Here is a 24,143-nt window from a genome sequence, read left to right as displayed (position 1 = left end):
CGGGCCGACAATTTATTCCTGCGAAACAGTTGCGAAACAGAGCCCACAGTACACAGTTTTTGGTCCGGGACTGTGGCTGACGCCTGGTTCGGACGGCAGCGCGGCAGTGACGGTGAGAAGGACTCACCGGGTCCAAAGGTGGGTTTCATGAGCAAGAAGAAGGACCTCCTCGTCATCGGCAACGGCATGGTCGGGCACAAGTTCATCGAGAACATGGTTCTCGGTGGCTTCCTGCGCGAGTGGAACATCACGACCTTCTGCGAGGAGCCGCGGCTCGCCTACGACCGGGTGAACCTGTCCGCCTTCTTCAACGGCAAGTCGGCCGAGGATCTGTCGATGGTCAAGCCCGGCCTCTACGAGGAGGCGGGCATTCAGGTCCACCTCAACGACAAGGCCGTCTCGATCGATCGGCGGAAGAAGGCGGTGACGTCGGCGAAGGGGAAGACGGTCTATTACGACAAGCTCATCCTCGCCACGGGCTCGTATCCGTTCGTCCCGCCGATCAAGGGCAAAGACGCGAAGGGCTGCTTCGTCTACCGCACCATCGACGACCTCGAGGCCATGGACGCCTACGCCAAGGTCGCGAAGGTCGGCACGGTCATCGGCGGCGGCCTGCTCGGGCTGGAGGCGGCCAACGCGCTCAAGAACATGGGCCTCCAGGTCCACGTCGTGGAGTTCGCGCCGCGCCTGATGGCCCTCCAGGTCGACGACGCCGGCGGCGCGATCCTCCGGGCGAAGATCGAGTCGCTCGGCGTGAACGTGCACACGAGCAAGTCGACGACGGAGATCGTCGCGGAGCACGGCCGCGTGGCGAGGATGGTCTTCGCCGACCAGAGCGAGCTCTCGACCGACATGATCGTCTTCTCGGCCGGTATCCGCCCGCGGGACGAGCTCGCGAGGGCGTGTGATCTCGCGCTCGGGAACCGCGGCGGCGTCGCCATCAACGAGCGCTGTCAGACGTCGGATCCGGACATCTACGCCATCGGCGAGTGCGCCAGCTTTAGCAGCCAGCTCTACGGCCTGGTGGCGCCCGGCTACCACATGGCCAAGGTCGCGGTCGACGCCATCACCGGCGGGAAGGAGACCTTCAGCGGCTTCGACATGAGCACGAAGCTCAAGCTGATGGGCGTGGACGTCGCGAGCTTCGGCGACGCGTTCGCGACCCAGCCGGGCGCGCGCGTGCTCAGCTTCATGAACGCGACGTCGAACGTCTACAAGAAGCTCGTCGTCAGCGGGGACGGCAAGCTCCTCCTCGGCGGCATCCTGGTCGGCGACGCCGCGAACTACGGTCAGCTGCTCCAGCTCGTGCAGAACAAGATCGTCCTCCCGCCGCACCCGGAGGACCTCATCGTCACGGCGCGGGACGGCGCGAAGCCGGCGGGCCTCGGCGTCGACGCGCTGCCCGACACCGCCATGATCTGCTCGTGCCTGAACGTCACGAAGAAGGCCATCTGCTCGGCCATCTGCGACGACAAGCACGTCACGGTCGCCGGCATCAAGAGCCACACCAAGGCCGGCACGGGCTGCGGATCGTGCACCACGCTGATCTCCGACATCCTGAAGAAGGAGCTCAAGAAGGCCGGCGTCGCGGTCAACAACTACCTCTGCGAGCACTTCAACCACTCGCGTCAGGAGCTCTATCACCTCGTCCGGATCCACCAGATCAAGACGTTCGACGACCTGCTCGCCCGCCACGGCCAGGGCAAGGGCTGCGAGATCTGCAAGCCCGCGGTGGCGTCGATCCTCGCGTCGACGTGGAACGAGCACATCCTGAGCAAGAAGCACCTCCCGCTGCAGGACACGAACGATCGCTACCTGGCCAACGTCCAGCGGGACGGCACCTACTCGGTGGTCCCGCGCGTGGCGGGCGGCGAGATCACGCCGGATCAGCTCATCGCCCTCGGGGTGGTCGCGAAGAAGTACAACCTGTACTCGAAGATCACCGGCGGCCAGCGCGTGGACCTGTTCGGCGCGCGGCTGGAGCAGCTGCCCGACATCTGGCGCGAGCTCATCGCCGCCGGCTTCGAGTCGGGGCACGCGTACGGCAAGGCGCTGCGCACCGTGAAGTCGTGCGTCGGCAGCACCTGGTGCCGCTACGGCGTGCAGGACTCGGTGGGCTTCGCGGTCGCGGTCGAGAACCGCTACAAGGGGCTGCGCAGCCCCCACAAGCTGAAGTCCGCGGTGTCCGGCTGCGCGCGCGAGTGCGCCGAGGCGCAGGGCAAGGACTTCGGCATCATCGCGACGGAGAAGGGCTACAACCTCTACCTCTGCGGCAACGGCGGGATGAAGCCGCAGCACGCCCAGCTCTTCGCCTCGGATCTCGACGAGGCGACGCTCATCAAGTACCTCGACCGGTTCCTGATGTTCTACATCCGCACGGCGGACCGGCTCCAGCGCACGTCGGTGTGGTTCAACAACCTCGAGGGCGGCATGGATTACCTCCGCCAGGTCATCATCGAGGACTCGCTCGGCATCTGCGACGAGCTGGAGAAGGAGATGGCCCACCTCATCGCCACCTACGAGTGCGAGTGGAAGGCCGCGGTCAACGACCCCGAGAAGCTCAAGCAGTTCCGCCAGTTCGTGAACGTCGGCGAGCCCGACCGGAGCATCGTGTTCGTCAGCGAGCGCGCGCAGCACCGCCCCGCGGCGTGGCAGGAGAAGTCGAACGTCGTCGAGGAGATGATCTGACAGCAGGGCCGAGGGGCCTTGTCTGAGGGAAACCGTCATGAGCGAGCTGCACACTTCGAAGGCGCCTCGGAGCGAGACAACGGCCCAGGGTTGGGTCGACGTCTGCGGGGTAGAGGACATCATCCCGAACACGGGGGTCTGCGCGCTCGTCGGGAAGCGCCAGATCGCGGTGGTCCGGGTCGGCGAGGGCGAGGAGATCTACGCCATCAGCAACTTCGACCCGTTCAGCAAGGCGTTCGTCCTCTCCCGCGGCATCGTCGGGGACAAGGGGGGCGTCCCCAAGATCGCCTCTCCGATCTACAAGCAGAACTTCGATCTGCGGTCGGGTCAGTGCCTGGACGACCCGAACGTGCTCATCCCCGTGTATCCCACCCGCGTCCGGGGCGGGCGTGTCGAGATCCAGGCCGCGGCGGAGCCGCCCGCGGCGGCGAGCTGACGGGATGACCTGGCGAGCCAGCGCCAGGCGCCTCCTCGCGGCGGGCGCGCCGCCGTTCGCGGTGTCTCTCTTGGAGTTCTCGGGGCTGGGCTTCCGCGCCGGGTAGACAGGGAATTTCGATGAGCGTTGCTAAGGTCTCGGACACTCACTTTCGCTTACCCATCGTCAACTCGACGCCGAAGATCCACGACAACAACAAGGGCCTGCTGGACTCGCTCCTGGCCGACCAGCAGAAGCTCACGGCGGTCGAGAAGTTCTCCAAGATGCACGAGGAGCACGCGCTCCCGGCGCAGTCCAAGTACTACCGCGACCTGATCCCGCTCGAGAAGCCGAAGCCCGGGCAGCAGTACGGCTTCGAGGTCGACCTCGACGCGTGCACGGCCTGCAAGGCGTGCGTCACCGCCTGCCACAGCCTGAACGGCCTCGACGACAACGAGGTGTGGCGCTCCGTCGGGCTCCTCCACGGCGGCACGCCCCAGACGCCGGCGCAGCAGAGCGTGACGACGGCGTGCCACCACTGCCTGGACCCGGCGTGCATGACGGGGTGCCCGGTCAAGGCCTACGAGAAGGACCCGATCACCGGCATCGTCAAGCACCTCGATGACCAGTGCATCGGCTGCCAGTACTGCATTTTGATGTGTCCCTACGACGCTCCGAAGTTCAACCCGGAGCGGGGGATCGTGCGCAAGTGCGACATGTGCAGCGATCGGCTGGCCAACGACGAGGCCCCGGCGTGCGTGCAGTCGTGCCCGAACGGCGCCATCCGGATCACGATGGTCGACCAGCAGCAGGCCGTGCAAGAGAGCCAGACGAGCCTGTTCTTGCCGGGGGCGGCGGCGCCGGAGATCACGATCCCGACGACGACCTACAAGACGCAGAAGTCGCTGCCGCGCAACATGCTCCCCGCGGACTTCTACCAGGTGAGCCGGGAGCACTCGCACCCTCCGCTCGTCGCGATGCTCGTGCTGACGCAGCTCTCGGTGGGCGCGTTCTGCGTGAGCCTGGCCCTCAACGAGCTGCTCGGCGCGCAGGCGACGCGGGATTTCGGCGGCCACAGCGCCACGTTCGCGCTCGTCTTCGGGATCGCCGCGCTGAAGGCGAGCCTCTTTCACCTTGGCCGGCCGCAGTTCGCGTTCCGGGCCTTCCTGGGGCTCAAGACATCGTGGCTCAGCCGGGAGATCCTGGGGTTCTCGCTCTTCGCCGGGGCCGCGACGCTGTACGCGGCGTCGTTCTGGCTGCCTGCGCTCCCGTCGATCTCCGCGCTCCCTGTGCTCTCGGCGCTGCCCCCCATCGAGCACCTGCAGGCGCCGCTCTCGTATGCGGTCGCGCTGAGCGGGATCCTCGGGGTCTTCTGCTCGGTGATGGTGTACGCCGCGACGCAGCGGGAGCACTGGCGCGGGGCGCTGACGGGCTTCAAGTTCGCGACGACGGCGGCCATCCTCGGGAGCTCGACGGTCCTGATGATCGGGCTGCTCCTGAGCGCCGAGCACGCGGCGCTGCTCCTGACCCGGGGCTTCCGCGCGCTGAGCGCGTTCCTGTGCGTGGTGACGGCGCTCAAGCTGCTCGTGGAGCTCTCGATGTTCCGGCACCTCCGGAAGCGGAGCCACTCGACGCTCAAGCGGAGCGCGATCCTGATGACGGGGGAGCTGAAGGGCGCGACGGGCTGGCGCTTCGCCTGCGGGGCGCTCGGCGGCATCGTCCTGCCGGCGCTCAGCCTCTTCTCGGCGCCGAACAGCGGCGTGAGCTCTGAAGTTCTGATGGCGATGGCGGTCGTGGCGTTCCTGTTCTGCCTCGCGGGCGAGTTCCTCGAGCGGTATCTCTTCTTCGCAGCGGCGCCCGCCTCCAAGATGCCCGGAGGGCTCTCCTGATGACGACCACCGATCCAAAGAAGACGTCTCCGGCGCCCAAGCAGGCGGACAACCTCCTCTTGCAGCGCAACGGGCCGCTGACGCGCGAGCTGCTGCTCACGCCCGGCGAGTTCGGCCTCGGGAGGGTGCCTGCGCGGCTCAAGCCCGACCAGACGACGACGGTCGTGTGCGGGTTCTGCTCGACCGGGTGCGGGCTGAACGTGCACCTCAAGGACGGGGAGGCGATCAACCTCTCGCCCAACACGGACTATCCCGTGAACCTCGGGATGGCGTGCCCGAAGGGCTGGGAGGCGCTCACGCCGCTCCGCGCGACCGATCGCGCGACGACGCCGCTCCTCAGGAACGCGCGCGGGAAGCTGGAGCGCGTGGAGTGGGACGTCGCGCTCCGCACGTTCGTCGATCGGTTCAAGGCGATCCAGGAGGCGCACGGCAAGGAGTCGGTCGCCTTCATCAGCACCGGGCAGATCGTCACCGAGGAGATGGCCTTCCTCGGGGCGCTCGCGAAGTTCGGGATGGGCATGCTGCACGGGGACGGCAACACCCGGCAGTGCATGGCGACGTCGGTCGTCGCGTACAAGGAGGCGTTCGGGTTCGACGCGCCGCCCTACACGTACCGCGATTTCGAGGAGTCCGACGTCGTGGTGCTCGTCGGCTCGAACCTCTGCATCGCCCACCCGATCATGTGGGAGCGGCTCTGCAAGAACAAGAACCGCCCCGAGATCCTCGTCGTGGATCCGCGCAAGACCGAGACGGCGATGGCGGCGACGGCGCATTATGCGCTCAATCCGAAGTCGGATCTGACGCTGTTCTACGGAATCGCCCACATCCTCATCCAGCGCGGGTGGATCGACCCGGCGTACATCGAGGCGCACACCGTCGATTTCGAGGCGTTCAAGGCCCACGTCGAGGATTTCACGCCGTCGCGGGTCTCCGAGGCGACGGGGCTCAGCGAGGCGCAGCTCGCGTCGTTCGCGGAGAAGATCCACAACGGGAAGCGGGTGTCGTTCTGGTGGACCATGGGCGTCAACCAGAGCCACGAGGGCGTGCGGGTCGCGCAGTCGCTCATCAACCTGGCGCTGATGACGGGCAACATCGGCCGTCCCGGCACCGGGGCGAACTCCATCACGGGCCAGTGCAACGCGATGGGCTCGCGGATGTTCAGCAACACGACGGGCCTGTTCGCCGGCCACGATTTCACGAAGGAGGAGCACCGGAAGAAGATCGCCGGGATCCTCGGCATTCCGGAGGAGGTCATCCCGACCCGGAACAGCCTGGCCTACGACCAGATCATCGAAGGCATCTTGAAGGGGAAGATCAAGGGCCTCTGGATCATCGCGACGAACCCGGCCCACTCCTGGATCAACCAGGAGGATCTGCACGAGCTCCTCGGCCGCCTGGAGTTCCTCGTGGTGCAGGACATGTACACGACGACGGAGACGGCGGAGCGCGCCCACCTCGTCCTCCCGGCGGCCTCGTGGGCCGAGAAGGAGGGCACGTTCATCAACTCGGAGCGGCGCATCGGCCTCGTCAAGAAGGTCTCGCGGGCCCCGGGCCAGGCGCTGGCGGACTTTCACATCTTCCAGCTGGTCGCCCAGTACTGGGGCTGCGGCGAGCTGTTCAAGGAGTGGAAGAGCCCGGAGGCGGTCTTCCAGATCATGAAGCGGCTCTCGAAGGGGCAGCCGTGCGACATCACGGGCATCGAGGGTTACACGATGCTCGACGAGCGCGGCGGCATCCAGTGGCCCTACCCCGAGGGGGCAACCTTCGAGACGAACGAGCGGCGGCTGTTCGAGGACGGCCAGTACTACCGCCCGGATCAGAAGGCGAAGTTCGCCTTCCAGGCGCCCCGCCAGCTGCCGGAGCCGACCGACGAGCAGTATCCGTTCACGCTGCTCACGGGGCGAGGGAGCTCGAGCCAGTGGCACACGCAGACGCGGACCAAGAAGTCGGCGGTGCTGCAGCGGCTCTATCCGAAGGAGATCTACGTCGAGCTGAGCCCTGTCGACGCGAAGAAGATCGGTATCGAGATGAACGAGTGGGTGGTCATCGCCTCCCGCCGCGCGGAGATCAAGGCGCGGGCGTTCGTCACGAACTCGGTGAAGCCCGGGGAGATCTTCGTGCCGATGCACTACGAGATCACGAACAAGCTGACGTTCCCGGCCTTCGACCAGTACTCCCGGCAGCCGTCGTACAAGGCCTGCGCGGTGAAGGTGCGTCGGGAAGAGGATCGCGGGTAGTCCGCGCGGGCTCCGCGAGGGGCGCGTGGCGCGCGTGGAGGCGCGGTCAGCCATGCGCGCCCCGCCGCGGCAGGCGCGCGACGTCTTGCCATCGCAGCGGGCTGCGGGCCCTCGGCGCGGCCTGGCGCACGCCGCTCTCGGCCGGCGCCGGGGCGAGCAGGTGCCCGCTGCGCAGGTAATACGCCAGGAGCGTGTCCAGCAGCCGGGCGTTCATGGGGGGACACGCGATCGCCGTGCCGGCCAGCCCCTCGATCGTGTTCTGGCAGTCGAAGGCGGGCATCCGCGCGTACAGCTCCCAGCGGGTCAGGTCGCCGTGGACCTTCTCGGTCAGCATCGGCAGGAGGGGAAGGAACGGGCTGTCGACCGAGCGCCGTACCCGCTCCAGCAGCTGCTCGCACCATTGCGCGTACGGCAGCCGTGCCAGCGGATAGCCGCGGGAGACGAGCAGATCGAAGAAGCCGTTCAGATCGAGCCGCCGAGGCGGCGGGGGCACCAGGTGAAACGCCTTCCCCAGCGAGCCCGGTAGGCACGAGAGGTGCACGATCGCCCGGCTGGCGTAGTCGATCGTCACGAGCTCCTTGCTCTGCGCGGGCAGGTCGGGGGCGCAGCGCATCTCGACGCAGCCTTTGATCATCCTGCTCACGAAGTCGGTCACGTTGGCGGCGCCCGTCTGGCTGTGGCCCAGGATGGACCCGGGGCGGAAGACGGTGACGGGCACCCCGCGCGAGCGCGCGATCCACACGAGCTTCTCGGCGACCCACTTGCTCTGGGAATACCCCATGTCCGTGTGGAGGTGGTCCACCCAGCGATCGAGATCGTCGCTCTCCCGCACGGTCCGGGCGCCGGTGAAATAGCCGATCTGGCCGATGACCCCGATCGTCGAGACGTGATGCACGGGCTTCGTCCGGCCCAGGCAAGCGAGCCGCAGGACCTCCTGTGTCCCAAGCACGTTCGCCGCCTTGTGGGACGCGTACGGCTTGATGTAATTGACCTCGGCGCCAGCGTGGTAGATCGCGTCGACGCGCTGCGCGAGCGCCTCGAAGCAAGCCGGGGTGAGCCCGAGCAGCGGCTCCCTCAGGTCGCCCGGCACGGCGACGATCCTCGCGCTCGCCGCGGGATCCCAGAGCGAATAGGCCTCCAAGGTCCGCCGGAGCCTGGCCAGGCCTGCGGCGGCGTCGGGAGCGCGGACCAGGCAATGGATCGTGGCGCGCGTCTGCGTGAGGAGCTCGCGCACGAGAAAGGCGCCCAGGAACCCCGTGGCGCCGGTGAGGAAGACATGGCGAGGCGGAGCGCCCGTGTCGACGAACGAGCCGCAAGGGCGGATGTCGGGAGCGAGGGCGGCCTCCGCGCGGAGGTCGATCGCGCCCATCGACGCCACGGCGCCGCGCGCCTTCCAGCGCCGCGCCTCCTCGACGGCGCGGGCGAGCCCCGCCAGGGTGGGTGACTCGAACAGCCGGCGCGCGGGCACGTCGACGTGGAAGACCGTCCGCACCTGGAGGAGCACCTGCGCTGCCAGCAGGGAGTTTCCACCGAGCTCGAAGAAGTCATCGTCCACCTCCGGGCGGTCGGTATGGAGGACGGACGCCCAGATCTCGGCCACCCGGCGCTCGATCGGAGTGCGGGTGCTCTCCGGCGCTCCGGTGTGCAGCCGGCCGGCGTCGGGCGGCGGCAGCGCCCGGCGGTCGACCTTCCCTGTCGCGGTGAGCGGCAGCGAGGGCACCACGACGAACGCGGCCGGGATCATGTAGTCGGGCAGCTTCTCCTGCAGAGACCGGCGCAGGCTCCTCGACAGGTCGCGGGACGCGGGGCCGCTGCTCGCGGGACCGCTGCTGTCCACGCCGGCCTCCGCTCCCTGCCACCGATCCCCGCTTGCGGAGCGCGACGGAGGGCCGCTCAGGCCGAAGTCCGAGACGACGTACGCCACGAGGCGCATGTCGCCGGGCGCGTGCTCGTGGAGCACGACCACGGCCTCGCGCACGGAGGGGCACGCGCACAGCGCCGCCTCGATTTCCCCGAGTTCGACGCGGAAGCCACGGATCTTCACCTGGCAGTCGATCCGGCCCAGGAAGTCGAGCGACCCATCGGCCAGATAACGGACCTGATCGCCCGTCTTGTACAGGCGCTCTCCCGGCTCCTCGGGCAAGGGGTTCTGGACGAACGCCGCGGCGGTCAGATCGGGTCGGTTCAGGTAGCCTCGGGCCAGCCCGTCGCCGGCGACGTAGAGCTCGCCGGGCACGCCCACCGGCACCGGCTGGAGCCGGCGGTCCAGGACATAGGCGCGCGTGTTCGAGATAGGCCGTCCGATCGGCACGCGGGAGGCGCCCTCGGAGACCGCGCGCACGAGGTGAGCCGTGGAGAACGTCGTGTTCTCGGTCGGACCGTAGCCGTTCACGAGGTGCTTCGGGGCGCCTTTCAGGAGCACCTCCCTGGACAGCTTCGGATTGAGCACGTCGCCGCCGACGACGAGGTAGGAGAGCCCCTGAAACGCGTCCGGGCTCACTCGCGCGAGGTGGTGGAAGAGCGCCGTGGTCAGGAACAGGACGGAGATGCCTTCTCGCCGGAGGAGCGCGGGCATCGCTTCCGGCGACAGCAGCGTCTCGTGAGACACGATGACGAGGCAAGCGCCGTTGAGCAGCGCGCCCCAGATCTCGAACGTCGACGCGTCGAAGGAGAGGCTGGAGGCGTGTGCCACGCGATCCGACGGCCCGAACGCGACATACCCGGTGTCCCGTACGAGGCGGACGACCCCTCGGTGCGGGACGGCCACGCCCTTGGGCCTACCGGTCGAGCCCGAGGTGAACATCACGTAGGCGAGATCGGTCGCGGAAGCAGGGATGGCGGGGTTTCTGTCATCGCCGGGCGCGCCGTCGTCCTCGTCGAGGCACATGACGTCCCCGCGGAAGTCGAGCCGTGTCACCAGCGCTCGCTGCCCGACGACGAGGCCCACCGCTGCGTCCTCCAGCATGAAGCGCAGCCGCTCGTCTGGCGTGCTCGGATCGAGGGGCACGTAGGCGCCGCCGGCCTTGAGGACGCCGAGCAGGGCGACGAGCGCGCGCGACGACCGCTCGACGAGGACGGCCACGCGCAGGTCGGGGCCGGCGCCGCGCGTGGAGATCCGATGAGCGAGCCGGTTGGCGCGGCGGTTGAGCTCGCGGTAGGTGAGCGCCTTGTCGCCCTCGATGACGGCGATGGCGTCGGGCGTCCGCGCGACGTTCTCCTCGAAGAGCGCATGAACACACGCGTCGCGCGGATAGGCGGTCTGCGTCGCGTTCCAGACGACGGTCATCCGGCGCCGCTCCTCCGGCGTGAGCAGCGGAATCTCGGCGATCGGCCGCTCGGCGTCCTCCGCGACGCCCGCGAGCAGGAGGCCGAAATGGTCCAGCATCCGCTCGATCGTCCCGGGATCGAACACGTCGGTGCTGTACGTCATCGTCGCGACGAGCCCTCGCTCCAGCGCCGTGACGGACAGGGACAGATCGACCGGCGCGGCCGGGCGGGCGCACGAGCGCCGCGCCGCTGTCGCCGCCCTGATCGCGGCGCGGCGCAGGACCTCGGCGGGTCGCACGAGCTCGAACGTGGTCTGGAACGTCGGGTGATCGCTCGCGTCCTCCACCGCCCCGAGCCCCGCGAGCGGCTGGTCCAGAGGCACGTGGCTGCGGGCCTCGGCCGAGGCGATCTGCGCGGCGATCTGCGCGAGGAGGTCTCGAAAGCTGAGCTCCTCGTCGATGCGGGCGCCAAGGACGAGCGGATGGCGAAGCCCTGGCGCCGCGCGCCGGCCCCACCGACCGCCTCGGCGAGGCCAGGGTGTCCCGATCAGGATCTCGCTCTGAACGGTATGGCGGTAGAGCAGCGCCGCATAAGCGGAGAGCAGGGTGACGAAGAGCGTCGCGCCCGCGCCCCGTCGCACGCGGTCGAGCTCCAGGGCGAGCCGAGGCGGCAGCTCTCGCGACGCCGACGCGCGAGATGGCGAAGGCGCGGGCGGGCGTGGGCGATCGGTCGCGAGATCGAGCGCGGGGAGCTCGCGCGGGAGCTCCCCCTTTGCGTGGGACAGACGTGCCTGTGACGCGTGAGCGCGCATGATCGAACCCCCCCGTTGAACTGCAGAGGACGATGCGTGAGAGCTCAGACGGTCATCGAGCGTGCCTTGCGCTTCAGCGCGTAGGCAATACCACTTTGCAGGGTGCCGCAGGTGACGAGCCCTCTGAGCTCGGTGCCAAGATCGACGAGCGCCTGTGCGACGACGGGGCGGACGCCTGACAACACGACGTCGGCGCCGAGCAGCCTCGCCGCCTGCGCGACGCGGACCAGCGCGGCCGCCACCTCTCCGTCCACGGCCTTCACGCCGGTGATATCGAGTATCGCCACGGCGGCTTGCTTCTCGCCGAGGGCGTTCAGGAGCGTCTCCAGGATCTGCTGCGCGCGCTCCCGGTCGATCGTCCCGATGAGGGGCATCGCGATCACGCCGTCGGCGATCGGGATGAGCGGCGTGCCGAGCTCCCGGAGCGCCGCCTGCTGCGCCTGGATCACCCGCATCTGGGCGAGCGTCTCTTCCTCGTACCGGAGCTGCTCCGTGATGTCCCTGAAGAACGCCGCCATGCCCGTCGGCTCGCCCGCCGGGCCCATGACCACGAAGGCGCTGGTCTGCCCCATCCACTCGCTCCCGTCGGGGCGCCGGATCTTGAGGACGCCGCGCCACGCGCCGTCCTTCATCAGGATCGGCAAGACCTCGCTGGAGAGCCGGCGGAAGCTCTCGGGAGCATAGAAGTCGGTCAGCCCGCAGCCGACCGCGCCGTCGCCGAAGCCGCTCATCGCCTTGAAGGCGGTGTTGGCGTAGACGACCCGCCCGCTCATCGACGTCAATGTGATGCCATCTAGCGCATTGTCAATCAATGTCTTCGACACGCCGAGCTCTTCGGCCTGGCGGCGCTGCTCCACCTCCATGTCCCTTCGACCTGTGATGTCCTGGACTACACTCATGACCTGTCGCGGCTTGCCGGCACCATCCCGCGCGAGGACGATCTCGCGCCTGGTGACCCAGCACCACGACCCGTCGGCCTTGCGCAGCCGATACGCGAGCTCCTCCGAGTCGCTCGCCTGGCCTTCTCCGGCGTGATCGAGCTGCTCGCGAGCCCGGGTCTGGTCGTCGGGGTGCGCGAGCGTCACGAACGCATCGAGGCCCGCGAGGCCCGCTTCGTCCGCCGCATATCCGAGCTCGCCGGCCAGCGAGCGGTTCTCGTAGAGCTTGCGCTGCTCGACCGGATCGTGGACGCAGAGCAGGTACGGAATTGCCTGTAGCACGGCGTTCGTACGGCTGAGCTCGGCACGCAGGTCCCGCTCGATCTGCTCTAGCCTGGACACACGAGCGCGCAGGGCGGCAAGCTCGCCATGGTGCGGCTGGAGAACCGTCTCGTGAGGTTCCATCGATTTCCCCCGATACTGGCTGCTGGCAAAGGTCAGGCGGCGAGCGGCGGTGGTGGACAGCTCGCCTCCACCAGCGACGTTACACCTGATGAGACGCCTTAGACAGCATCAATCTCAGCAGGAAGAGCGTCACAGTGGGGACAGCAGGGCCCGCTGATCGGTATTGTCACAGCGAGGACGTTTGCTGCGGTCGTCACTCCATTGCTGGGTCCAGCGCTCGGTCCATTGCTTGGTTGCGCGCGTCTCCGACGGAGTGGGCGGGCGCGTGGCGCGGCTCGGTGTGCCGCATGCTCAGCGTCGCAATCGTACGCTCGTCGCATGTAGATGGTCAGAAGATTCCTGATTGCGGCGGGCACCCGTATGGCGATCTCGTTCCCTGTGCGTCATTCTGGGCACCACGTCACCGTCCCGCGACGTCCCCACGCTCCGCGGGGCGAGCTCGCGCCGGTTCGCAACGACGCCTCGCCGCGCTGCCGCGAGGCCAGGCTGGACGGCATTGGCGACGAGGCGTTCGCCCCGGCGATCGGCGGTGGGACGGAGCTCGGTGTCGGGCCGGCGAGCCGGCGCCTCAGGAGCGTTGCGCCTCTAATCGAGGAAGCCCATCGAGACGGCCGCGGAGCCGGGCCTTCCCGAGTTCGCGTTCAGATCGCCGGCACCTCCGCCGTCACCAGGGATGCCGAACTTGATCGGAGAGTCGGGTTCGACGTCAGGGCCCTGATCGACGGTATGTGCCACGGCGAGGGAGTGTCCTCCGTGGCCTCCACCCCCCCGACCGCCGTTACCGCCCTTCCCGCCGTCGCCGCCACGGCAGCCTGGCTGCGATCCAGCTCTGTTACTCCCGCCAGTGCCCCCGTACCCACCCACGCCGCCGTACTGGCCGTCCCCGCCTCGTCCACCGTTTCCACCACGACCCGTGATGATGCTGGTTTTACTTACGCGGACGCTGGCGTGGTAAGACAGAATCCCGATGCTGGATCCGCCTGGGCCGCCGCCCCTCCCAGGCTTGCCGCCGCAGCCGCCAGCACCGCCGGAGCCACCAGAAGCGCCGCCCTGTGCCGCTCCTGCGCCGCAGTACGCTGGGCCGCCACGCGAGCCGCCTCCACCGCCGCCCCCGTAACCGTGCTGCCCTGCCTGGCCATCTTCGCCTGCGCCACCTTCCAGCCCCGTGTCTGTGACCCGACCGGGCCCTGATGCGCCGTTCCCGTTCGCGCCGTCATCCCCCGCCAGCCCGCCCCTCCCCTCTGTGCAGGACAGGATGGCTTGCCCAGTTCCACCCAGACCGTGGCTCATCGGATTCGTGATTGGCAGAGGGGAGCCACTTTCCCCGTCGCCACCCTCATCGTTTGTGCCGATACCACCCATCCCCCCCGACGAGATGCCATCGTCACACGAGGTTGTGACTCGCGCCCCTCCCGCCACCGTATCGGCAGAACACGCCATCGCTCCCCGGTTCCCTGGTGCCCCCTCTTGTGCTGCATCGACGCCTCCATCCGCGCCAGGAGCTCCATCTGCACCGTCCCCGGCTACGACCTCGCTCAAGCGCAGCTGTACCGTCACTCCCGGCAGGGCGCGCATGGCGATGGAGGAGCCGCCCGGCACGGTGGCATCTTGTGCGATCATACGGATTCTCGTCAGCGTCGTGAGCACGTCGGCCTCGGGCGGGGGCTCCGCCGCCTGGTCCACGACGGTGAGCGGGATCAGGTTCGGACCTGGCGCGATCGTGGTGAGCTCGCCGAGTGGATGTATAGGCCAATGACTTGGCAGACCGCGGCAGTCGAGACCTCCCCACACGTCCATTCCTGCCGGCGCACGGACTTCGACAGAGAATGTGTCGGCGCATGCGTACACCCGCATGCCATGCTCCCGGGCAAGCTCGAACGCCCGCGCAAACGTTTTTACCGGCGAATTCGGCGTGCCAGGCCCAACATCATCGCCATTGTCTGCCACATACACGCCATCGCAGTCGACCGGACGATCGGCGTTGCCGGGATCCGCGTTGCAGGACTCCACCGGCGCGCATGTGAGGGTCTCCTCGCAACGTTCCCACACCCCCGATTCGCTACCGCATCCGAGCGCCGCGCTCCCGTTGAGCAAAGCGAATGCGAACAGCAAAGGCCGAGCACCCAGCGCGCGGAAGCCCGATTCCCATCTCGTCATCTGTTCCCACATGACGCCCCCTACTGCAGCTCGTGAGAGTCTGGGTCGTTCGGATCAATGGCCGCAAACGGCAGGAACTCGGCCGCCACGCCATCGTCGCCCTTGCTCTCGGTAACATTCGGATCGCCGCCGTCCCCTCCCTCCCCAGCAGTTCCAAGGAGAAACGTCGCCTGGACGTTCTCGCGCGTGACCTCCGTGGTCTCCAGGTACGCGATGGCTACCGAATGACCGCCGAGCCCGCCGCCTGCGCCACCGCCGGGCCCCCCGTTGCCGCCGTCACCTCCGCGGCATCCCGCGAGCGCCCCGGGCACGCCTCCGCCTCCCTCACCGCCCGGAGCTCCGCTTCCTCCTGGCAGTCCCGCCCCTCCCGCGCCACCCCGACCACCGCGGCCGGTCTGAAGGGTCGATCCGCGGATGGTGACCTTCGAACCTCTTGTGACGATGCCAGCGCTCACTCCTCCGGCGAAACCGCCTGTTCCCTGCGTGCCGCCACAACCGCCGGAACCACCCGAGCCGCCGAACGCCCCCCCGACCGGCCCGGCACCACAGGCGGTCGCGCCGCCGCGCGAACCGCCACCACCGCCGCCGCCCTGACCCGGGCGTCCGAGCGTCCCGTCCTGCCCCTTGCCCAGCGAGCGGACCCATCCGACAACGCCAGGAAGCCTTGCCCCCTGACCGTGCACACCCGCGGCACCGTCGAGGCCGCGCTGGCCGTCGGTGCACGCCATGCTTCCCTGCTGGCCGACACCCCCGGTGCCGGCGCCCGTCGGGTTCGGGTCGGGCAGCGGCTCCCCAAAACCTGCGTTGAAGCCCTCATCGGGCAGACCGGGGCCGCCTTGGCCGCTGACCGAGGTTTCGTCGTCACACTCCGTCGTGACCTCTCGGGTTGCAGCCACGTCATCGACCGTGCACGCGTCGGCTCCCGCGTGTCCAGGCCGCCCATCGGCCGCCGCTGCGTCCTCCGCCGGCGCTCCGGGCTCACCGTCGGCTGCGTCACCTGCGACGATGCGGCTGTCGATCACCTCGATCTCGCTGCCAGCGGTGAGATAGATCCCGATCGAGTTGCCGCCCGGCATCGCGCCCCGTCCTGTGACGACTTCGCTCGCCACGAGCTTGAGCTTGGCCTCATCGCGCACAGCGACGATTCCGATCGAGCACGCTTCTGTTCGGTCCATCTCGTTACCATCGGGCGCCACGATCCGCAGGTTCGAGAGCGTGACTTCCCGCCCTCCGAACGTCACGACTTCCCGCTCGGGCTGATTCGGGGCGATGACGGTCTTCGCATCGGCACCGAGGTGCTGCCAGCCGTTCCTGCAGTCGAACCCGCCCCAGATACTCGTGTCGTAGAACCAGAGACGTTCGTCGAAGGTCTCAGCGCAAGCGTAGACATGGTGGGGGTGACCGCCCTCCTCCACGAGCTCGAGGGCCTTGCGCAGTGTCTTCAGCGGCTTCGCGCGCGTTCCTGGATTCGCGTCGTCGCCGAGACTTGCGCTGACGAACAGGCCGCACCCATCTTGCGGAGGCTCCACCGTGGGGTCGTCGACGCAGATGGGATCCTCGTGACCGGAGGAACACCCGTACACGACAGAAGCGACTCCGAACCCGAGTGCGATAGGCACCAAGGTGGCCACAGCCACCCGGCGTCGACCTTTCGATGAGGTATCCATGCTCCGAAGCTCCATGTTCGTCACCACACACCCGCCATCATAACCCCCATGCGCTGCCCGCTCACCGTGGGCACAACACGCACCCCATCGCTGGACGGTGAGGTTCGGTCCACGAGCAGAGACACGAGCGTCAGCGCACCGATCGCGCCGCCCGAGGCCAGGGTCACCCATCCAGCTTTCGTCAGGAGATCGCGCTTCTCCTGCAGGTCGCGCAGCTCCGAGCACGCGCGCGGTGCACTGGGGCCGGCACATCGGCTCGCATCGTTGTCCGCGCCGCGCAGCGCGGTAGCTCGGTCGTGGAGCTCATCCTCGGTGTATGCACTCCAGATCAGCAATCCACCGCCGGCTGCCATGGTTGCCCCTGCCACGACCGCGCCAGCGATGCGCAGCTTCGACGCCGTGGAGGACGGCGCCACGGAAGACGACGCCTGCGCCCCTGGCGCCGAGCTCCTCCGCATCGAGGTTTCCGTCGCAGGAGCGCCCGGCACTGCGGCGCGCGGCACCTGCAGCGAGAGGGTCGTCGGCTTCCCGGCCTGCGCGTCGAACGACGCGAACGCCTCCTCATGGCCCGCCAACCTGGCCCGCACCATGTGCTGTCCGGGATCCAGGAACAGCCTGTAGGTCCGCGCTGGTGCGCTGATGGGCTTGCCGTCGATGAGCACCTCGGCATCGGGCGGGTCGACGGACAGGTAGAGGGTCGCGACGTGCGGCGCTGCCTTGCGCTGCCCGGCCTCGAACCGAACCTGTAGTTGAAGGGGGAGGATGTTGCGCTGATCCAGGCTCCAGGCCAGATGCTCCGCAGCCTCACGGTACTTGCGCAGCTCGAGCTCACACAGGCCAAGCTCTCCGGCGATCTCCACGCGCTCCTTCTCCGTCGCCGTGTTCGACGCCGGGTCTGTCGCATCGAGCGCCGCCTTGTAGGCCGCGTGTGCCTCGGTCCACCGACCTGCGTCACGGGCTCTCTGCGCACGGCGAACATGGTCCTTCACCGTCGAGCTGCCGCTTCGCTCCAGCGTCGAATAGATGTCCTCGGCGCTGGCGGGGCTCGTGTAGACACCAGCGGCGCCAAGCGTCAGGCAGAACAACAACGACGGCGCAACGTCACGCATGCGCGGAACGTACTTACGCCAGGCGCGCGGCGTCAACGGCGACAAATTCGCAGCGAATGAACGTTTTACCAGGCAAAGATCGGCCCGACGACGCAAGGGAGCTCGTCGACCCTCCGAGCAGTGGAGCCGCCCAGGTACGCATTCCACAAAGCGCACATTATCCGACCAAAGTTGAACGACCCTTCTCTTTCTTGAACCCTTCCGGCCAGCTCAGGGGTGCCACCAGCTGTGGGCAAGCCAGCACGAACTCCCCCCCACTTCGAGCGCTTCCGCCGCCTCGTCAGGCGGGTCGGTGTCCCCGCGCGACACGCCGAGGACCTCGCGCAGGAAGCGCTCCTACGGGACTGGGAGGCGAGAGGACGGCTCGAGACGGGCGTGGATTCAGCGCCGTACTCCGTCACCATCGCCCTGAACCTCGCCCGCAGTCACCTGCGGGACGCGAGCCGTCGGGGTGAGGTCCTGACCCCGTTCGACGAGCACGACGTCCGCGGGGACCAACCGAGCCCGGAAGCCTTGCTCCGGAGGCAGGAGCGGGAAGCCGTCATGCGCGACCTGATCGAGCAGGTCGACCCCAAGTACCGCGACCTGTTGGTCGAGCACGAGCTCGAGGAGAAGTCGCTCGCCGAGATCGCCGCCGAGCTGGGGCTCAAGCTGGACACCGTGAGGAGCCAGCACCGCAGGGCACGCGAGCAGCTGGACGAGGCGAAGCGGCGCTGGATGGCGCAGCAAGAATTCCGGGGCTGGGACAAGGTGCCCTGCGTCCCGGTGGCGTTCGGCCTGTTCCGTCGCTCGTGGTGGACGACCGCGCTGCACCTGCAGAAGGTCGGGGCGAAGGTCTTCGCGCAGGCGGCGCTCGTCGTGCTGACGGGCGCCGTCGTCGCGACAGCGCCACGCTCGTCAGGCTCGGCCAGTGCGACCCCGTGGTTACGGCCAGCAGCGGTCCACGCCGGTGCGGCCACGCCCCTGCAGCAGCACACTGCGCCGCCCCTCGACCAGCCAGACGCACGCCGTGCGGTCGCCACGGCCTCGCCCCCGGTGCAGGGCATCCCAGCACCCGGCGAGCATGCACCGGCCACGATGAACGCCAAGCCTGCTTCACCGGCCGCAACAACTGCGCGTTCTTCGCCGCCCGTCCGCGCCGTACGCACGGTCGCGAGCGAGCGCGAGAGGGACCTGATCCTCCAGGCGCGCAAGGCCATCGAAGTCTACAACGCCAGGGCTGACGTCGAGGCGCGACGCCTGCTCGACATGCACGCCATCGAGTTCCCTCGGGGTCAGCTGGCGCGGGAGCGCGAGGCGCTGCTGCTGCAACTTCGCTGAATCGGCGGCGGCCTTAGCGACAGATAGCCAGCGGCGGAGACGGCGGCGTTCTTGAGCGACGTCAGGCCGAGATCCGCCCTGCCTTGGGCCAGGAGAATGAGCACGTCCATGACACGCAAGGAAGCCGTGGCGGCGCATAGGCGCACGTCACGTCGAGTCGAGATGGGTGCGCCCCCGGCAGTGCACGTTCCCTTCGAGGCCATCCCGCTGAGGAGATCGCAGCAGAGCTTGGTGCCCATCCAGGCACGACGAACAGGCGGCTGCACCGCGGGCGAAAGCAGTTGCGGGAGCTCCTCCGCTGAACGAGGCGCGGACGTAGCTCGCCGTCGCCGCGCGCGTTCAAGCTGGTCGAGCAAGGCCTGCTCGCTGGATCGACACGCTGTTCTTCGGCGTTCGGCGCATCTTCGCCGCGGGGTCGAGCTGCCGGGGCGCCCCGCCCTGAACTTCGTCGGGGCCGTGTGCACCGACAACCCGGCCGAGAACCGGACCGATGTGTTCATCCCCGGGGCATGGCTGGTCAGCCCCATCGTGGCGACCATGTCCACGGCCCGGCCGGGCGAGCTCGTGCGACTGAACGCGCACGACCCGGTGACGATCCGGCTCCCGCCGGCCACGGGGAACGTCGGCGCCGAGATCCTCGTCAAGGAAGTCGCCGGGCAGGAGGAGGCGATCGAGGTCCTCGCGAGCACGGGCCAGCAGGTCGCGCGAGCCGGGTCTCCCTACGTCGCCTTCCGGCTGGTGAGCGACGGCGTGACGTGGATCGTGATCTGACGGGCGGGGAGCCCAGGGCCCAGGACGAGGAGGGGCCCGAGCCTGACGGGGACGAGGAGCAGCCAGCGGAGCCTCCCTCGGCGCCGCCGGGCGAGCCCTCGGTTCCCTCGCTGCCGGCAAGGCGACGCTGGCCGGAGCCACGGCCTGGGGATGTGGTCATCATCGGCCGGTGAGGCGCCGGCGAACCCCGGGGCCGCTCGCTGCGATGGGCGGCCATGATCATCGGGACGACCACGAGGGCATGACTGACCACACCTCGTGTCCCCCGTGTTCTGTCTGGAGGCCCTACGGGGCGAGGTACGGTACATGGACGGCGGCAGCTAAAAAACAGGAGGCCTACGATATGGACAGGTTTGCGCCCTACTGTTAGCTTGGCTAGGCACGCCACGCTGAGCGTCTCGTCCAGCTCAGCCCTTCACGAACCTGATCTAGGCGATGGAGCGAAGCAATGGCAGAGCCGGACAAATTGTTCGACTTCAAGACGCATGAAGAGGCTGCGGTCACTGCATACTTAAAACGACATGGGTTCTATACGGACCTTGCCTCCGTTGTGAAGCGCATCCTCGAAGAATCACTCAAACGCCGAAACATCAATGTCCACTCGGTCAATGCACGAGCAAAAGATCCATCGAGCTTCGGCAAAAAGGCATCGCAGCCCTCGGACGAAGACCCGACAAAACCCAAGTACACAAATCCTCTCGCCCAGATTACCGACTTGGCAGGAATTCGCATAATAACATATTTTCCGAGCACGCTGGCAGAAATCGACAACATGCTGCCTGAAGAGTTCAGCGTGATCGAACGAACAAACAAGGGCGCAAAGCTGATAGAAGAAGACCGGTTCGGGTATCAAAGCATTCACTATCTGGTCAAGATTACAACACACCGGACACGACTTCCAGAGTACGGACCTTTTGCGGACACAACAGCCGAGATCCAGGTACGCACGATTCTTCAGCATGCATGGGCAGAGATCGAACACGACATCCAGTACAAATCGACCTCTGTCATACCGACCGAAATTCGCCGTCGATTTATGTCGCTTGCGGGAATGCTCGAGATCGCCGATCGCGAGTTCCAGGCGATACAGGACGCCGACAGAAAACTTACCGATGAAGCCAGATCCCGTGTGGAGGAGGGGCAGCTAGACCAGGTGGAAGTAACGCCAGATTCAGTAAAGGCGTTTCTCGACAAAAGACTAGGGCGAGATGGTCGCATATCCGACTTCTCGTATATTTGGGTTGCGAAGCTCCTAAAGAAGCTCGGATTTAAGACCCTGGACCAGGTCGAAAGTTGTATCCATGGATACAGCGACGACCACTTAAGCAGGATAGCGGGTGGAGGACGCCATGGCCAAACGACCCGCTTCGAGTACATGCTACTCGCGGGCATGGGCGAAAATTATCTTCAGCGTCACTTATGGGCCAACGAGCCTTGGTTTCAAAGCAGAGAGCGCGATCGGCTTGAACGCATGAAAAATCAGGGGGTCGAGACGCGCGCCTACGACCCCATGCTGGAGACGTCCGGCGCCGAGAATGAACAAGGAGATATATCTCCGAAAAGCGATGCTGTGACGCAGGAGTAGGAGATCCAGCAATCCAGCTCGGCGAGGTCGGTGCTCGCGAGGACGGGCTCCCACGCCGCCGCGGGCCGGAGATCTCCGGTCCGCGCGCTTCGAGGAGGCCGGACGGCGCCGTGTGACCTGCGTGTGCCCCGATGTCATGGCACGGGGCTCCCTCTGAGAGGCCGAGGTGGGTGAGGAGCTCTCGATCGCCGCTGATGCCGGCGGCCTGGCGGCTCCAGCGGTCCAGCTCGGCGAGGTCCGTGCTCGTGAGGACGCGCTCCCGCGCTGCCGCGGGCCCGCGGAGATCCCCAACCCCAGGCAACGCGGGTACGCGTTCTGCGGACCCCATCCTGTCTTCGAGCCCCTGCGCCGCTTAGAAACCCGCGCCGGAGGTATCGATGGACGAGAGCACACGCACCTGGCGCGACCGCGTGGCGCGCTGGCATAAGAGCGGGCACTCAGCCCGCGTGTTTGCGGAGCAGGAGGGGGTCAACGCCGGCACGCTGTACTCGTGGAGCCGCCGACTGGGCATGAAGCGGAGCGAGCACCGGCAGCGCTCGGAAAAGGCGACGCTGCCCACGTTGCTCCCGGTGGTGGTCGCCCCGTCGGGCGCTACGGCATGCTCTCCGGGCGCGGCGCTGGAGATCGTCTTCCCAGACGGCGCCGTCGTGCGCGTCCCACCGACGTTCGACGAGGAGACATTGGCGCGCGTTGTTCGAGCGCTCGGGGGCGCGCGATGATCCCGGGCCGTGTCTCGATCTACGTTGCCACCGAGCCGCTCGACCTGCGCCGGTCGTTCGATGGCCTCGCTGCCGTCGTGCGGGAAGTGCTGCGGGAGGACCCGCTCTCCGGAGCGCTGTTTCTCTTTTTCAACCGAGCAGCCGACCGCTGCAAGGCCCTTTGGTGGGACCGCAGCGGGTACTGTCTGCTTTACAAAAGGCTAGAGCGCGGAGCATTTCGAGTACCGCGCGCGGTCACTCCGGGAGCCACAAGCGTCGTCATCGACGCGGCCGAGCTCGCGAAGATCCTCGAGGGCATCGCCCTTGCGCCGTCGAGGTTGCGGCGAGTGGTCCCGTTCGCCGAGACCGCATCGCCTCCGGCCCCCAGATCTCACCTGACAGCTTCGCACGCTCCCGGGTAGCCCTCACGGTTGCATTGCCTCGAGCGGCAGAAATTTTCCTCAACAAGCCCCCTTCAAAAAGCAGGAGTTCACGAGTACTTACGGCGCCGTGAGCAAGCCGGTCGAAGAGCAGATTCGCGAGCTCAAGGACAAGCTCGCGCGCGCTGCCCACGAGCGGGACGAGTACCGCAAGCTCTACGAGCTCGCCAGCATCGAGCTCGAGCGGCTTCGCCGCCACATCTTCGGCCAGAAGGCCGAGCACGTCGATCCGGCGCAGATGCAGCTCGCCTTCGACGCGATCGTGCAGATGCTCGCGGGCGCTGGCGCGCAAACGGATGCGGGCGCGACCAGCTCGCCGGACGGCCGTGATGGCGCAGCGCCGAACGGCTCCTCCGGAGGCGGGGACAAGGAGCGCCAGGCCCGCCCGCACGGACGGCAACGCCTGCCCGAGCATCTGCCTGTCGAGCGGATCGAGCTGTTGCCGCCGGAGGCGCAGGATGAGCGCGCGACCGCGCTTGTCCGCATCGGTGAGGAGGTATCCGAGACGCTGGAGTGGCGGCCCGCGAGCTTCGTGCGACTGCAGATCGTGAGGCCGAAGTTCGCGGTCAAAGGTGAGCCCGAGCAAGGCATCACGATCGCCGATGTCCCCGACAGCCCTGTCCCGCGCAGCCTCGCCGGTCCGGGGTTGCTCGCGCACGTGCTGGTGAGCAAGTACGCCGACCACTTGCCGCTTCACCGGCAGGAGAGGATGTTCGAGCGCTGGGGCCTTCACCTCTCGCGCTCGACGCTGTGCGGCTGGGTCGAATCGTGCGCCGGCAAGCTCGCGATCGTCGTCGAGGCGATGGCCAAGGACGCCCTGAACGCGCACTGCATCGCCATCGATGCCACCGGCGTGCTCGTGCAAGCAAAGGACAAGTGTCGGCGGGGCCACTTCTGGGTCCTGGTGGCGGACCGAGATCACGTCCTGTTTCGTTTCACGCCGCATCACAACCAGGATGGCCCGAAGGAGTTCCTTCGCGGCTACAAGGGCTATGTCCAGGCCGACGCCTCGAACGTCTACGAGCAGCTCTTCCGCACCGAGGGGGTGACCGAGGTCGGTTGCTGGGCCCATTGCCGGCGAAAGTTCTTCGAGGCGATGACCTCCGACCGGGACCGCGCGACGGTAGCCATCGGCTTCATTCGCAAGCTCTACGCGATCGACAAGGGGATCAAGGAGCTGGCTCCGAACCGTCGAACCGAGCAGCGCCGGATGGATGCCGAGCCCGTGCTCGTGGCCTTCCGCGCCTGGCTTGAGACAGAGGACCTGCTCGTCCTGCCGAGGAGCCCCATCGCCGGAGCCATCGGCTACGCGCTCAACCAATGGACCGCGCTCACTCGCTTCCTCGAGGATGGTCGGCTCCGCCTGGACAACAACCGGAGCGAACTCGAGCTCCGCCGTGAAGCCGTGGGCCGTAAGAACTGGCTCTTCGTGGGCAGCAAGGACGGCGCCGAGTGGAACGCCACCATCGTGTCGCTCATCGCCTCCTGCGCGCTGCACGGCATCGAGCCCTGGGCCTACTTGCGCGACGTGCTGATCCTGCTGCCCACCTGGCCTCCCGAGCGGGTCATCGAGCTCGCTCCCAAGTCCTGGAAGCAGACCCTCGAGAACGCCGACGCTCGGCAGCGGCTCGCGGCCAGTCCGTGGCCCCGGGCGCCGGACGCGACGCCCAGCTGATCGTTCCTCAGCGTCGCGGCCCGCCGGGCGCACCGGTCGCCGGCTTTGGCGCGCTGGTGCCGGCTCTTCGG

General features: G+C 67.8%; 16 protein-coding genes. 11 read left to right on the top strand and 5 right to left on the bottom strand.

The annotated features are described in order from the left end of the window. The first annotated feature begins 147 nt into the window (after positions 1-147). The 4 genes from nirB to WMF11_RS47210 all read left to right on the top strand — a co-directional run bounded on the left by nirB (position 148) and on the right by WMF11_RS47210 (position 7,229). A complete protein-coding gene (gene nirB / locus WMF11_RS47225) occupies positions 148-2,688 on the top strand; it encodes a nitrite reductase large subunit NirB (protein WP_437975434.1) in 2,541 nt (846 codons plus the stop codon). A 37-nt stretch (positions 2,689-2,725) separates the two neighbouring features. Further along, positions 2,726-3,124: a nitrite reductase small subunit NirD gene (gene nirD, locus WMF11_RS47220; protein ID WP_437975433.1), complete on the top strand. Its 399-nt coding sequence runs from the start codon at positions 2,726-2,728 to the stop codon at positions 3,122-3,124. Positions 3,125-3,243: 119 nt separating this feature from the next. Continuing rightward, entirely contained in the window at positions 3,244-4,992 is a 1,749-nt protein-coding gene (locus WMF11_RS47215; protein WP_437975432.1) for a DmsC/YnfH family molybdoenzyme membrane anchor subunit, read from the top strand. Further along, positions 4,992-7,229 carry a molybdopterin oxidoreductase family protein gene (locus WMF11_RS47210; RefSeq protein WP_437975431.1) on the top strand — a complete coding sequence of 746 codons (2,238 nt, stop codon included), beginning with the start codon at positions 4,992-4,994 and terminating at the stop codon, positions 7,227-7,229. Before WMF11_RS47215 ends, WMF11_RS47210 begins: the two co-directional genes overlap by 1 nt. Positions 7,230-7,275: 46 nt before the next feature. Here the strand turns inward: WMF11_RS47210 and WMF11_RS47205 are convergent, their stop codons facing one another. From WMF11_RS47205 to WMF11_RS47185, 5 genes are all read right to left on the bottom strand, one after another. Beyond that, a complete protein-coding gene (locus WMF11_RS47205; protein WP_437975430.1) occupies positions 7,276-11,307 on the bottom strand; it encodes a non-ribosomal peptide synthetase in 4,032 nt (1,343 codons plus the stop codon). A gap of 44 nt (positions 11,308-11,351) precedes the next feature. Beyond that, positions 11,352-12,527 carry a PAS domain S-box protein gene (locus WMF11_RS47200; RefSeq protein ID WP_437975429.1) on the bottom strand — a complete coding sequence of 392 codons (1,176 nt, stop codon included), beginning with the start codon at positions 12,525-12,527 and terminating at the stop codon, positions 11,352-11,354. Positions 12,528-13,235: 708 nt separating this feature from the next. Then, a complete protein-coding gene (locus WMF11_RS47195) occupies positions 13,236-13,385 on the bottom strand; it encodes a hypothetical protein (protein WP_437975428.1) in 150 nt (49 codons plus the stop codon). Positions 13,386-14,827: 1,442 nt separating this feature from the next. Further along, entirely contained in the window at positions 14,828-16,474 is a 1,647-nt protein-coding gene (locus WMF11_RS47190) for a hypothetical protein (RefSeq protein ID WP_437975427.1), read from the bottom strand. Between the two features lie 20 nt (positions 16,475-16,494). After that, positions 16,495-17,619 carry a hypothetical protein gene (locus WMF11_RS47185; RefSeq protein WP_437975426.1) on the bottom strand — a complete coding sequence of 375 codons (1,125 nt, stop codon included), beginning with the start codon at positions 17,617-17,619 and terminating at the stop codon, positions 16,495-16,497. 180 nt (positions 17,620-17,799) lie between these two features. On the opposite strand from WMF11_RS47185, the gene WMF11_RS47180 reads away from it, so the two are divergent. The 7 genes from WMF11_RS47180 to tnpC all read left to right on the top strand — a co-directional run bounded on the left by WMF11_RS47180 (position 17,800) and on the right by tnpC (position 24,072). Continuing rightward, positions 17,800-18,903 carry a sigma-70 family RNA polymerase sigma factor gene (locus tag WMF11_RS47180; protein ID WP_437975425.1) on the top strand — a complete coding sequence of 368 codons (1,104 nt, stop codon included), beginning with the start codon at positions 17,800-17,802 and terminating at the stop codon, positions 18,901-18,903. A gap of 215 nt (positions 18,904-19,118) precedes the next feature. Continuing rightward, positions 19,119-19,205, top strand: a complete 87-nt coding sequence (locus WMF11_RS47175; protein WP_437979400.1) for a hypothetical protein — start codon at positions 19,119-19,121, stop codon at positions 19,203-19,205. A 154-nt stretch (positions 19,206-19,359) separates the two neighbouring features. After that, positions 19,360-19,674, top strand: coding sequence for a hypothetical protein (locus WMF11_RS47170; RefSeq protein ID WP_437975424.1), 315 nt, complete (start codon positions 19,360-19,362; stop codon positions 19,672-19,674). A 448-nt stretch (positions 19,675-20,122) separates the two neighbouring features. Further along, positions 20,123-21,259, top strand: a complete 1,137-nt coding sequence (locus tag WMF11_RS47165; RefSeq protein WP_437975423.1) for a GTP pyrophosphokinase — start codon at positions 20,123-20,125, stop codon at positions 21,257-21,259. 377 nt (positions 21,260-21,636) lie between these two features. Further along, positions 21,637-21,978, top strand: coding sequence for an IS66 family insertion sequence element accessory protein TnpA (gene tnpA / locus WMF11_RS47160; protein WP_437975422.1), 342 nt, complete (start codon positions 21,637-21,639; stop codon positions 21,976-21,978). After that, entirely contained in the window at positions 21,975-22,379 is a 405-nt protein-coding gene (gene tnpB, locus WMF11_RS47155; RefSeq protein WP_437975421.1) for an IS66 family insertion sequence element accessory protein TnpB, read from the top strand. Before tnpA ends, tnpB begins: the two co-directional genes overlap by 4 nt. 88 nt (positions 22,380-22,467) lie before the next feature. Then, positions 22,468-24,072, top strand: coding sequence for an IS66 family transposase (gene tnpC, locus WMF11_RS47150; protein WP_437975420.1), 1,605 nt, complete (start codon positions 22,468-22,470; stop codon positions 24,070-24,072). Positions 24,073-24,143: the final 71 nt, after the last annotated feature.

It is taken from the genome of Sorangium sp. So ce295, from assembly GCF_051527405.1.
Classification (GTDB): Bacteria; Myxococcota_A; Polyangia; order Polyangiales; family Polyangiaceae; genus Sorangium; species Sorangium cellulosum_B.
Note: the sequence above shows the minus strand (reverse complement) of the source record. Positions and strands in the feature narration are given on the sequence as shown.